The 11,796-nt window shown below is 65.6% G+C and carries 10 protein-coding genes; 5 read left to right on the forward strand and 5 right to left on the reverse strand.

Annotated features, from left to right (window positions below; genetic code table 11):
• The first annotated feature begins 50 nt into the window (after positions 1-50).
• Positions 51-902, forward strand: a complete 852-nt coding sequence (locus CAG46_RS08445; RefSeq protein WP_025338862.1) for a CAP domain-containing protein — start codon at positions 51-53, stop codon at positions 900-902.
• 156 nt (positions 903-1,058) lie between these two features.
• On the opposite strand, the gene CAG46_RS08450 is transcribed toward CAG46_RS08445, so the two are convergent.
• Positions 1,059-2,030, reverse strand: a complete 972-nt coding sequence (locus CAG46_RS08450; protein WP_085617009.1) for a GlxA family transcriptional regulator — start codon at positions 2,028-2,030, stop codon at positions 1,059-1,061.
• 106 nt (positions 2,031-2,136) lie between these two features.
• Here CAG46_RS08450 and CAG46_RS08455 point away from each other — a divergent pair, with 106 nt between their 5' ends.
• Positions 2,137-2,748, forward strand: a complete 612-nt coding sequence (locus CAG46_RS08455) for a LysE family translocator (RefSeq protein ID WP_085617011.1) — start codon at positions 2,137-2,139, stop codon at positions 2,746-2,748.
• A 162-nt stretch (positions 2,749-2,910) separates the two neighbouring features.
• Here the strand turns inward: CAG46_RS08455 and CAG46_RS08460 are convergent, their stop codons facing one another.
• Positions 2,911-4,110, reverse strand: coding sequence for an MFS transporter (locus CAG46_RS08460; protein ID WP_085617013.1), 1,200 nt, complete (start codon positions 4,108-4,110; stop codon positions 2,911-2,913).
• Positions 4,111-4,215: 105 nt separating this feature from the next.
• The gene (locus tag CAG46_RS08465) at positions 4,216-5,121 is read right to left on the reverse strand and encodes a LysR family transcriptional regulator (protein WP_085617015.1); all 906 of its coding nucleotides are present in this window, start codon (positions 5,119-5,121) and stop codon (positions 4,216-4,218) included.
• Between the two features lie 117 nt (positions 5,122-5,238).
• Here CAG46_RS08465 and CAG46_RS08470 point away from each other — a divergent pair, with 117 nt between their 5' ends.
• The 3 genes from CAG46_RS08470 to CAG46_RS08480 all read left to right on the forward strand — a co-directional run bounded on the left by CAG46_RS08470 (position 5,239) and on the right by CAG46_RS08480 (position 9,610).
• On the forward strand, positions 5,239-5,589 hold the full coding sequence (locus CAG46_RS08470) for a cupin (RefSeq protein ID WP_085617017.1): 351 nt from the start codon (positions 5,239-5,241) through the stop codon (positions 5,587-5,589).
• Between the two features lie 206 nt (positions 5,590-5,795).
• Positions 5,796-8,213 carry a glucose/quinate/shikimate family membrane-bound PQQ-dependent dehydrogenase gene (locus tag CAG46_RS08475; RefSeq protein WP_085617019.1) on the forward strand — a complete coding sequence of 806 codons (2,418 nt, stop codon included), beginning with the start codon at positions 5,796-5,798 and terminating at the stop codon, positions 8,211-8,213.
• Positions 8,214-8,341: 128 nt separating this feature from the next.
• Positions 8,342-9,610: a carbohydrate porin gene (locus tag CAG46_RS08480; protein WP_085617022.1), complete on the forward strand. Its 1,269-nt coding sequence runs from the start codon at positions 8,342-8,344 to the stop codon at positions 9,608-9,610.
• Between the two features lie 122 nt (positions 9,611-9,732).
• Here CAG46_RS08480 and argE read toward each other — a convergent pair whose 3' ends face one another.
• Entirely contained in the window at positions 9,733-10,893 is a 1,161-nt protein-coding gene (gene argE, locus CAG46_RS08485; protein ID WP_085617024.1) for an acetylornithine deacetylase, read from the reverse strand.
• Positions 10,886-11,563 (reverse strand): DUF1028 domain-containing protein, encoded by a 678-nt coding sequence (locus tag CAG46_RS08490; protein ID WP_013972966.1) that lies wholly within the window; start codon positions 11,561-11,563, stop codon positions 10,886-10,888. Before CAG46_RS08490 ends, argE begins: the two co-directional genes overlap by 8 nt.
• Positions 11,564-11,796: the final 233 nt, after the last annotated feature.

Here is an 11,796-nt window from a genome sequence, read left to right on the forward strand (position 1 = left end):
GTAGGATGAGCAGCGCAAACCACGACGCTGCCAGTCATAGGGAGATCCACATGCGCGTCCTGTCATCCGTTGCCGCCTTGTCGCTGGGCCTGGTCGTCTCGGCCGGGGCACTGGCTGCCACCGGCGAAGAGGCGCAACTGATCGATTCGATCAATGTCTACCGCAGCAAGGCCCAGCCCTGCGGTGGCGAAGCGTCGTTGGAGCTGCCGCCGCTCAACAGCGATACCCGCCTGGCGCTGTCGCCAGAGGGTACCCGCGACCTGCAGCAGGCCATGACCCGCGCCGCCTACCCAATGGTCAACGTGCAGGCCATCAGCCTGTCGGGGCCGCGTGATGCGCGCGCTGCCATGCACGCCATCGAAGAGAGCTTCTGCCAGGTGGTGCTCGACCCGCAGTTCGTCGATATCGGTGTCAGCCAGGAAGGCCGCGACTGGCGCATCGTGCTGGCCCGGCCGCTGCTCAGTGGCCGCCTGGGCGACTGGCAGGCCGAGGGGCAGAAGGTGCTGCAGGAGATCAACGCCGCGCGCAAGGTGCCGCGCCAATGCGGTGGCCAGCCCTTCGCCGCCGCCCCCGCGCTGAGCTGGAGCACAGTGCTGGCCGGGGTTGCCGCCAACCACACCCGGGCCATGGCCAACCAGAACTTCTTCGACCACATCGACAAGGATGGCCGCACCCCCGGTGACCGGGCAGAGCTGGCCGGCTACCTGTACCAGCAGATCGGCGAAAACATCGCCGCCGGGCGTGACACCGCGCGCAAGGTGGTCGATGGCTGGCTGGATAGCCCGGGGCATTGCGCGACGCTGATGAACCCGGACTTCCGCGAGCTGGGCGCTGCGTATGCAGTGGACCCGAAGAGTGACGCGGGGATTTACTGGACGGGGTTGTTCGGGACGCCGCAGTAGGCCCGCTCTCGTAGGGCTGCACATGACTCATTGAATCAGCAGGGACCCTGTGGGAGCGGCTTTAGCCGCGAACACCGGCGCAGCCGGTGCCATGCACCGCGGTGGCTTCTTCGCGGGTAAACCCGCTCCCACAGGGTACGTGGACCGCTTGTGAATTCAGTTCTCTACGTGACAGCGCAGTTCCAGGGCCGTGCAACCAAACCGTCGTCGCACGCACTTGCCCAGGTAACTGGCATCGCCCAGGCCCACCTCATCGGCAATCTGCGCCAGGCTGTGGCTGGAATTGAGCAAGCGCCAGCGCGCCTGTTGCAGGCGCATCTCCAGCCACCAGGCCTTGGCGCTCATGCCGTGGCTGGCGTGAAACTGCCGGTCCAGCTGGCGCCGGCTGATGCCCAACTCCGCCGCCAACTGCTCCACCGCCAACGGCGTTCCCAGGTGATGACGCATCAACGCCTGCGCGCGCTGCACCTGCCGCCCCTGCCCCGCCCCCAGCTCCAGCGAGCGCAAGGCATGGCGGCTATCGCGGGTTTCATCCACCAGCATGTCGGCCAGGCCCTTGAGCGCTCGGGCCCGCCCGCAGGCGCGTGACAACAGCGCGACGGCCAGGTCGATGGCCGCGGTGCCGCCGGCGCAGGTGATGCGGCTACCGTCGATGCAATACAGCTGCTCACTCAGCACCTGCAAATGCGGGAAGGCCGCACGAAATTCGGCTTCGTGGCGCCAATGCACCACTACCTTGTGCCCCTGCAGCAAACCGCAGGCGGCGAACAGGAAAGCACCGTTGTCGACCCCCACCAGCTTGACGCCAGCCTTGCCGGCCTGCCTGAGCAAGGCCCGGTAGCGAGGCGCCAGCGCGGCAGTGGCCATGGCATTGCGCCCGCCGAACACCACCAGGTAGTCGAAACTGGCCAGCTCGAGCTGGCCAGCGACGGCCTCGACCTGCACCACCGCGCCGCTGCTCGACGGCACCGGGTCGAGGGTCAGCCCTGCCACGGTCCAGCTGCAGTAGCGCTGCTGGCTGTAGTCCTCGTCGTCGGCGCTGAAACGCAACTTGTCGAGAAAGGCGCCGAACGGCAGCAGGGCAAAATCCGGTAACGGCAAGATCAGCAAGCGGATATCGGGCAGCATTGGCATCGCGTCCAGAAACGACCATTCAATGTCCGGATCATACCCTTGCCAGCCAAGGTCGGCGCCATAGACTGACGCCCTCCCCATCAACAAGGCATTCCCCACCATGGCACTGGACACCTGGCTCATCTACCTGCTGGCCAGCATCGGCCTGTCGCTGACCCCGGGCCCCAACAGCCTGCTGGCCCTGACCCACGGCGCCCTGTATGGCGCACGCCGGACGTTGTTCACCATCGTCGGCGGGGTGTTTGGCTTCAGCGCCCTGATCGCCTTGGCCATGTTTGGCCTCAGCGCATTGCTGCAGGCCTCGGCCTCGGTGCTGAGCGTGCTCAAGTGGGTGGGTGGCGCCTATCTGATCTGGCTGGGTATCCAGCTGTGGCGCAGTTCGGGCCTGCAGCTGGAACTGACCGCGCAAAGCGCGCGGCTGGGCAATGCCGGCCTGTTCCGCCAAGGCCTGCTGTCGGCCATGGCCAACCCCAAGGTGCTGCTGTTCTACGGCGCTTTCCTGCCGCAGTTCATCGACCCGCAGCGCGGGTTGCTGCTGCAGTTCGTGGTGATGGCGGCAACCTTTGCCAGCGTCGAGTTCCTGGTCGAATACCTGTTGGCACGCCTGGCGTTTCGCATCCGGCCATGGCTGGCCAAGGGCGGTAAAGGCTTCAATCGCTGCTGCGGCAGCCTGTTTGCCTTGATTGGTGTGGCGTTGCCGCTTGGGCGGTAGCGTCTGATACAGGCGTGTGCCGTTCTTTTTGTGGGAGCGGCCTTGCGTCGCGAAAGGGGTGCGAAGCGCCCCCACGATCTACGCATCACTTCAGAATTGCCGGGGCCGCTTTGCGGCCCTTTCGCGACATAAGGCCGCTCCCACAGGTGACCGCGCTACCGTTCAACCCCGGCGCGCCTTTACAAGGAATATCAGCAAGGCCACACCCGGCAACCCCGCCCCCACCAGCGCCACACCCTGCCAGCCAAACTGGCTGAACACCGCACTGGCCACCGCCGAACCCAGCGCCCCACCCAGGAAGATGCTGGTCATGTACACCGCGTTCAGCCGCCCGCGGCTGGCCGGGTCCAGCGCGTACACTTCACGCTGGCCGATGACCATGTTCATCTGCACCGCAAAATCCAGCAGCACGCCGGTCAGGCCCAGGCCGATCACGCTGTAGCCCGGCACCGTCAGCCCCAGCAACAGTGCCGCCGGCGCCAGCAACAACGCCAACAGTGAACCGGCCCGGGCATGCCCGGCATCGGCCAGGCGGCCGGCCATGGGTGCGGCAACGGCGCCCACCGCGCCCACCAGGGCGAATACCGCGATCTGGCTCTGCGACAGACCATGCTCGGTTGCCAGGGCCATCGGCACCGCCGTCCAGTAAAGGCTGAACGCCGCGAACATCAACGCCTGGTACAGCGAGCGCTGGCGCAGCAAGGGATAACGGCGCAGCAGCGTGAGCAGCGACAGCATCAGCCCGGCATAGCTGGCCTTGTGCTCGGGCACCCGCCGCGGCAAGGTCAGGGCCAGCAGCAGGATGATCGCCAGCATCACCCCGGCAGCGCCAATGAACACCGCACGCCAGCCGAAGTAGTCGGCCACCAGGCTGGACAACGGCCGCGCCAGCAGGATACCCAGCAGCAGGCCGCCCATGATGTTGCCGACCACCCGCCCACGCTGCTGCTCCGGCGCCAGGTGCGCCGCCAGCGGGATGAGCATCTGCACCGCCACGGAACTGAAACCGATCAGCAGTGCATAGCCGAGAAACAGCTGGCCCTGGCCGCTGCTGCTGGTGCCCGCCAGCAGCAGGCTGACGCAGGCCAGCACGGCAGTCGCCACCATCAAGCGGCGGTTTTCCAACAGGTCGGCCAGCGGTACCAGCAACAGCAGGCCCAACGCATAGCCCAGCTGCGTGAGCGAAACGATCAGGCTGGCATGCTCGGTGGACAGCCCCAGGTCCGGGGCGATCAGGCCGACGATGGGTTGGGCGTAGTAGATATTGGCGACGATCGCGCCGCAGCAGAACGCCAGCAGGGCGACCAGGGCCCGGCTGAGGCCGGTGACTGCAGGCTGCGCGGCGGCAAGGGAGGGATTCATGCGAGTGTCCTCGACAATGGCTGGAATATGCCGGCCACCTTACCCAGACGCACTCCTGGCGAGAATCCAGCGCTGGCGCAACAGGGCTTTGCGCACTGCGCAACACTAGGTGCTGCGCTGCAGCAAGTTTTCGCAAAAGTCGATAAAGGCGTTCACCCGCCGCGAACCACGATGGTTGGGCAGGTACAGGGCGTTGATGCTGTCATTGGCCGCGCCGGGGCTGGCCTGCCAATCGGGGAACAGGCGTTGCAGGCGCCCGGCCGCCACATCCTCACGTACCAGCCAGTCGGCCAACAATGCGATACCGCTGCCCGCCAGTGCGGTTTCGCGCAGCATGTCGGCATTGGCACTGCGCAACGGCCCGCTCACGTCCAGTTCCAGACTGTCCTGCCCACGGGCCAGGCGCCAGGGGCGCCCTTTCTGCCCATAGCGAAAGCGCAGGCAGGCGTGCTCGAGCAACTGCCGCGGATGCTCCAGCGCGTCATGCCCGGCCAGGTAGCCCGGGCTGGCCACCAGCCAACGCTGGAAGCGACCCAGCTGGCGGCATACCAGCTCGTCATTGGGCGAGGGGTCGCCCAGGCGGATCGACAGGTCATAGCGCCCGTCAAGCAGGTCATCCAGGCGGTCGCTGAGGTCGATGTCCAGCTCCAGAGCCGGATGTTGCGCCAAAAACGGCCCCAGGTGCGGGGCGATCACCCGCCTGCCGAACTCCACCGGCAAGCACAGGCGCAGCACACCGACAGGCTCCTCGCCCCGATCGGCGACACTGGCATCGGCCTCGTCCAGGGCCTCGAAAATACCCCGCGCGCGCTCGTAATAACGGGCGCCGGCCTCGGTCAGGCTGACCTGGCGGGTGGAGCGATTGAGCAAGGTAGCGCCCAGCGCCGCTTCCAGGGCATCGACCAAGCGCGTCACCGACGATGTCGCCAGCCCGAGCCGGCGTGCGGCGGCAGAAAAGCCCTGGGCATCGACGGTGGCCACGAACATCTTCATCGCCAGGAGTTTGTCCATTTGTTGCCCGTCTTCCAAATCCCGGAAAGTTCTTACAAACAGCCGGGCCGGTCAAGAAGCGCGGCGCATGGCAATTGCGTCCATAGTGGAACCACCCCCTTCCAGACGAGGTTTTCCATGATCCCGACCAACCTGCTGACCGCCCTGCCCCCTTGCGACCCAACCAGCGCCGAATGGGTCGACCAACTGCTCAGCCGCCCGGGCGTGCGCGTGGAACGTATCGTCTCCAGCGGCCAGGCCAGCCCACCCGGTTTCTGGTACGACCAGGCCGAAGGCGAATGGATCGTGCTGCTCAGTGGCGCCGCCGGCCTGCGCTTCGAGCACGAGAACCACACCCGCCTGCTGGCGCCGGGCGATTGCCTGGATATCCCGCCGCATTACCGCCACCGCGTGGAATGGACCGCCCCCGGCATTGCCACCATCTGGCTCGCGGTGTTCTACAGCAGCGGCACCCCGTGGCCGGCGTGAATCCGCTAATCGAAAATCGAACGTGGGCTACCCAGCCGACATGAACACCCTGTTTACTGCAATTTTAAGCGCATGATCTAGACTTTTAGCCACACCTTGCAGAGTTCAGCCCTGCGACAATCCGCCCCACAAAATTATGTACCAACTTGTTAATTAGCAAGCTAAGAGATTACACTGCGCGCATTCCACCTGCTGAGATCCCTGGCATGAAAGAAACACCGCGCGCCTCTGGCGCCACAAACATCATCCTGATCGGCCTGGGCGTGATCATCGCCCTGCTCGGCCTCCTCCTGGCTGCGGGCGGCGTCAAGCTGGCCGGCCTGGGCGGTTCCTGGTACTTCCTGGTCGGCGGCCTGGCCATGGCCATCGCCGGCGTCCTCATCGCTCGCCGCAAACCGGCTGGCGCCTGGCTGTACGCGGCGTTCCTGGTCGGCACTGCCATCTGGGCGCTGATCGACGCTGGCCTGGTGTTCTGGCCGCTGTTCTCGCGCCTGTTCATGTTCGGCGCAATCGGCATGGTGGTGGCGCTGGTCTACCCACTGCTGGCCCGTGCCAATGGCACCAGCGCCGGCCGCGGTGCCTATGGCGTTGCCGGGGTGATGGCCGTGCTGCTGGTGATCGCCGCCGGCAACATGTTCGTCGCCCACCCAAGCGTCGCCCCCACCGGCAAAGGCCCGGGCATGACCCCGGTCGAGGCCGACAAGGCGCAGAAGGACTGGGCCCACTACGGCAACACCGAAGGTGGCAGCCGCTTCGCCGCGCTGGACCAGATCAACCGCGACAACGTCAACAAGCTGAAAGTGGCCTGGACCTACCACACCGGTGACGTGGCGCTCAGCGACGGCAACGGTGCCGAAGACCAGCTGACCCCGCTGCAGGTCGGCAACAAGGTGTTCATCTGCACCCCGCACAACAACCTGATCGCCCTCGATGCCGACACCGGCAAAGAGCTGTGGAAGAACGCGATCAACGCCCAGTCCAAGGTCTGGCAGCGTTGCCGTGGCATGGCCTACTTCGACGCCACTGCCGCCATCGCCCAGCCAACCCAGCCGAACAGCTCGCCAATCACTGCGGCCAGCGTACCGGCCGGTGCCAACTGCCAGCGTCGCCTGCTGACCAACACCATCGATGGCCGCCTGATTGCCGTCGACGCCGACACCGGCGAGTTCTGCCAGGGCTTCGGCAACAACGGCCAGGTCGATCTCAAGGCCGGCCTGGGCGATGTGCCGGACTCCTACTACCAGCTGTCCTCGGCCCCACTGATGGCCGGTACCACCGTGGTGGTCGGCGGCCGCGTCGCCGACAACGTCCAGACCGACATGCCAGGCGGCGTGATCCGTGGTTTCGACGTGATCACGGGTGAAATGCGCTGGGCCTTCGACCCCGGCAACCCGGAAGATCGCCAGGCGCCGCAGGGCGACAGCACCTATGTGCGCAGCACCCCCAACAGCTGGGCCCCGATGTCCTACGACCCGGCGATGAATACCGTGTTCCTGCCGATGGGCTCGTCGTCCACCGACATCTACGGTGTCGAACGCAGCAAGCTGGACCACACCTATGGCGCTTCGGTACTGGCCCTGGACGCCACCACCGGCAACCAGAAGTGGGTGTTCCAGACCGTGCACAACGACCTGTGGGACTTCGACCTGCCGATGCAGCCAAGCCTGATCGATTTCACCAAGGACGACGGCCAGTCGGTACCTGCAGTGGTAATCGGCACCAAGGCCGGGCAGATCTACGTGCTCGACCGCGCCACCGGCAAGCCGCTGACCCAGGTCGACGAAGTACCGGTCAAGCCAAGCAACATCCCCAACGAGCCGTACTCGCCAACCCAGCCGAAGTCGGTGGGCATGCCGCAGATCGGCGCGCAGACCCTGACCGAATCGGACATGTGGGGCGCAACCCCGTACGACCAGCTGCTGTGCCGCATCGACTTCAAGAAAATGCGCTACGACGGCCTGTACACCGCGCCGGGCACCGACCTGTCGCTGAGCTTCCCGGGTTCGCTGGGTGGCATGAACTGGGGCAGCATTTCCACCGACCCGGTACATGGTTTCATCTTCGTCAACGACATGCGCCTGGGCCTGTGGATCCAGATGATCCCGTCGCAGAACAAGGGCGGCGCCGCTTCCGGTGGCGAAGCGCTGAACACCGGCATGGGCGCAGTACCGCTCAAGGGCACCCCGTATGCGGTGAACAAGAACCGCTTCCTGTCGGTGGCCGGCATCCCGTGCCAGGCGCCGCCATTCGGCACCCTGACCGCCATCGACATGAAGACCCGCCAAGTGGCGTGGCAGGTACCGGTGGGTACCGTCGAGGACACCGGCCCGCTGGGCATCCGCATGCACCTGCCGATCAAGATCGGCCTGCCGACCCTGGGCGGCACCCTGTCGACCCAGGGTGGCCTGGTGTTCATCGCCGGCACCCAGGACTTCTACCTGCGCGCCTACGACAGCAGCAACGGCAACGAAATCTGGAAGGCTCGCCTGCCAGTGGGCAGCCAGGGCGGCCCGATGACCTACGTCTCGCCGAAGACCGGCAAGCAGTACGTGGTGATCACGGCTGGCGGGGCGCGCCAGTCGACTGACCGTGGCGACTACGTGATTTCTTACGCCTTGCCGTAACACCGCGTCGCCCCCTTCGCGGGTAAACCCGCTCCCACAGGAACTGCACAGTTTGCAAGGGCAGTGAAAATCCTGTGGGAGCGGGTTCACCCGCGAAGAGGCCTTAGAAGACAACCCGAGATTCAGCAATGCCATCCGCAATTCGCATCACCCCCACCCTGCTGCTGGCCCTGGCCAGCAGCACCGCCCTGGCCGACGGCGACCTGATGACCCGCAGCACCCTGACCGGTGACTGGGGCGGCCTGCGTCACCAACTGGAAGAAGACGGCGTCAAGTTCACCGGCGACTACAGCGGCGAAACCGCCTACAACGCCCACGGTGGCCTGCACCGCTCGGCGCGCTACTCGCAAAACCTGAAACTGGGCGTGCAGTTCGACCTGTCGAAACTGTATGGCCTGGACAACGGCGGCAAGGTCCAGCTGACCATCAACGACCGCCGCGGCAACAGCGCCTCGGAAGACCTGGTAGGCAACCGCCTGCCGATCCAGGAAAACTTCGGCGGCCTGTACACCCGCCTGACCGAACTGAGCTACGAGCGCACCCTGTTCACCCCGGCACTCAACGTCAAGCTCGGCTACATGGCCATGGGCAACGACCTGGGCGGCCTGGACAGTGGCATCCTGTGCAACTTCATGAACGCCGGCTTCTGCGGCCACCCGCTTAACATGTCTGGCGGCAGTGGCTGGACCAATTACCCCAATGCCCACCTGGGCGTGCGGGTGAAGTACGACCTGTCGCCGTCCTGGCAGTTGCGTGTGGCGGCGTTCAACGTCGACCCGGAAAGCAACGGCAACTCCAGCCGCGCCTGGCACCTGGGCCCCAAACACACCACCGGCACCGTGGTACCGGTAGAGCTGGTGTACAAGCTGCAGGGCGAGCTGCCTGGCGAGTACAAACTGGGCTACTACTACGACAGCTCCGATGTGAAGCGCATCGGCAGCGACGAGGAAGTGTCCGGCCGTGGCGGCCACTATCTGCTGGTCGACCAGGCCGTGTGGAACGACCAGGGCTTGGCGGGCCGCAGCCTGCATGCCTTCGGCCAGTACTCGGCGTCGAGCAAGGCTGCCTCGCCATTCACCAAGTGGTATGGCGCCGGCGTGGTGCTGTACAAGCCGTTCGCAGGCCGCCCGAAGGATACCGTGGCGCTGGGTTATGGCCGTGCCGTGCCCAACCCGCGTAGCCGCGACGTGCTGGAAGATGCCGCGTTCAATGCCGGGCAGCAGTTCCCCGATATCGACAGCGCCGAGCAACTGGTCGAGCTGAGCTATGGCTACCAGGCCACGCCGTGGCTGAACCTGCGCCCGGATGTGCAGTACATCATCGAGCCGGGCGCGTTCTCCGGGAAGGACATCGACAACGCGCTGGTGGTTGGCCTGCAGGTCAAGGCTACCTTCTGATACCTTGATTGGGGCTGCTTTGCAGCCCTTCGCGGGCACGCCCGCTCCCACAGGTACTGCACAGCCCTTGAGACTGACGAGATCCTGTGGGAGCGGGCGTGCCCGCGAAGAAGCCAGCGCAATCAACCCTGCCTGAGGTAATCCACCAGCCTCAGCAACATGGCATCACACCCCCGCAACTGCTCGACGCTGACGAACTCATCCGGCTTGTGCCCCTGGTCCATGCTCCCGGGCCCACACACCACAGTCGGGATGCCCGCCTGGTCGAACAGCCCTCCTTCGGTACCAAACGCCACCGTACCGAACTCATCCGAACCACTGAGCAACGCCACCAGGCCAGCCGCCTCGCTATCCGCTGGCGTGGCCAGCCCCGGATACGCACTCAACGGCTGCAGGCGAATGGCGCTGGCCGCATTGACCTTGCGCATGCGCGGCAGCAATTCGGCCTCGGCATAGGTTTGCAACTGGTCGGCCACTGCCTGCGCCTCGAACCCCGGCAAGGCCCGCACTTCGAAATCGAATTCGCATTCCGCCGGCACGATGTTCAACGCCCTGCCCCCTTTGATCACACCGGTCTGCACAGTGGAGAACGGTGGGTCGAAGCGCTCGTCGTGATGCTCCGGCAGCGCCAGGGCATCACCGATATCACCCAGCTTGCCGATCAGCTTCGCCGCATACTCGATGGCATTCACCCCATACGGTGCGTACGCCGAGTGGCAGGCCGCGCCATGCACCTGGCAACGCATCGCCAGCTTGCCCTTGTGCCCCAGCACCGGCTTGAGTTCGGTGGGTTCGCCAATCAGGCACAGCCGTGGCTTGTGCGGGCGCTGCTCCAGCGCAGCCAGCATCGAGCGCACCCCCAGGCAGCCGACTTCCTCGTCGTAGGAGAACGCCAGGTGCACCGGCATGCGCAACGGCTGGGCGAGAAACGCCGGTACAGCCGCCAGCACCGAAGCGATGAAGCCCTTCATGTCGGCCGTGCCGCGCCCATACAGGCGCCCGTCGCGCTCACTCAGGGCAAACGGCTCGACTGTCCAGGCCTGGCCGTCCATCGGCACCACATCGGTATGCCCGGACAGCACCACGCCGCCAACGTCCCGGGGGCCGATGGTGGTGAACAGGTTGGCCTTGGTGCCTTCCGGGTTATGGAACAGTTCGCTTTCAACCCCCAGCTCGGCCAGGTAGTCGCGGATGAAGCTGATCAGTTCGAGGTTGGAATCCCGGCTGACCGTGGCAAAGCCGATCAGCCTGGCCAGCAGCGCGCGACTGGCAAATTCACTCATCGCCCGGCACCCCGTAGCTTGGCGCGGCAGTCGGGTTGAGGGCGCGGGTGACGTAGTCCTGCATCTGCGGCCGATACGCCTGCCACAGGCCATCGAGCACGCCGATCGGGTCGGCCTCGGCCCAGTCCACGCGCAGGTCCACCAGCGGCCAGGTCAGCTCGCCGGCAATTTTCAACGCCGCCGAGTGCACAGGCCCCGCCTCGCCGCCTGCGGCCATCGCCGCGTGCATGGCCGCCAGCAGGCGGTCGGCCAGATGCCCGCCGGCTTGTTCAAAGGCCTGCACCATCGCCTCGATCACCTGGGTCGAGGCCAACAGGTTGCCTGCCGCCGCACATTGCTCACCGGCCACGGCGTGGTGTGTGCCCAGGGCTTCCTTGCCAGTGAACAGCGCCACCTGGCCATGGCTGTCGATCACCGTGAGCTGGCGGTACTCGCTCCAGCCATTGGCGCTCAGCACCCGGTCCAGCGCAGCGGCAGGCGGCAACTGGCCCTGTTCCAGGGCATCGAGAATCTGCGGGCCCAGCGCCGGCAAGGTGATGTTCTGGGTGGCGACCGCACCCACACCGGCACGCACCCAGGGGCAGCGGGCGCCCACGGCGATGCTCGAAGAGCTGATGGCGATACCGACCTGGCCGGTTTCCTGGCAACGACCGATGATGGAAAAAGTCATGTCATGGTTCCTGTTGTGCTGTGCGATACACGGCATTCTGGGTTGAACCTTTCGGCCGGCGAAACGACCTTTTTCCGAGGGTTTGCAGAGGAAAAAACTATGACCACGAAACGTTCCGGAAAAACCCCGGCAAAGCTGCTGCGGGAGCCGCTGCAGGCGGTAGGAATCAAGGCCTTCGCCGTTTTATCGGCAAGCCCCAGCTAAATACTATTTTCGCCATTTCCACGGCATCC

Source organism: Pseudomonas sp. B23(2017) (assembly GCF_002113725.1).
Lineage (GTDB): Bacteria > Pseudomonadota > Gammaproteobacteria > Pseudomonadales > Pseudomonadaceae > Aquipseudomonas > Aquipseudomonas putida_Z.

Excerpts from the sequence above, each read along its gene's own strand:
- CAG46_RS08475 (WP_085617019.1), top strand. The coding sequence starts at position 5,796 with ATGAAAGAAACACCGCGCGCCTCTGGCGCCACAAACATCATCCTGATC.
- CAG46_RS08480 (WP_085617022.1), top strand. The coding sequence starts at position 8,342 with ATGCCATCCGCAATTCGCATCACCCCCACCCTGCTGCTGGCCCTGGCC.
- CAG46_RS08490 (WP_013972966.1), bottom strand. The coding sequence starts at position 11,563 with ATGACTTTTTCCATCATCGGTCGTTGCCAGGAAACCGGCCAGGTCGGT.
- CAG46_RS08465 (WP_085617015.1), bottom strand. The coding sequence starts at position 5,121 with ATGGACAAACTCCTGGCGATGAAGATGTTCGTGGCCACCGTCGATGCC.
- argE (WP_085617024.1), bottom strand. The coding sequence starts at position 10,893 with ATGAGTGAATTTGCCAGTCGCGCGCTGCTGGCCAGGCTGATCGGCTTT.
- CAG46_RS08455 (WP_085617011.1), top strand. The coding sequence starts at position 2,137 with ATGGCACTGGACACCTGGCTCATCTACCTGCTGGCCAGCATCGGCCTG.
- CAG46_RS08450 (WP_085617009.1), bottom strand. The coding sequence starts at position 2,030 with ATGCTGCCCGATATCCGCTTGCTGATCTTGCCGTTACCGGATTTTGCC.
- CAG46_RS08460 (WP_085617013.1), bottom strand. The coding sequence starts at position 4,110 with ATGAATCCCTCCCTTGCCGCCGCGCAGCCTGCAGTCACCGGCCTCAGC.
- CAG46_RS08470 (WP_085617017.1), top strand. The coding sequence starts at position 5,239 with ATGATCCCGACCAACCTGCTGACCGCCCTGCCCCCTTGCGACCCAACC.
- CAG46_RS08445 (WP_025338862.1), top strand. The coding sequence starts at position 51 with ATGCGCGTCCTGTCATCCGTTGCCGCCTTGTCGCTGGGCCTGGTCGTC.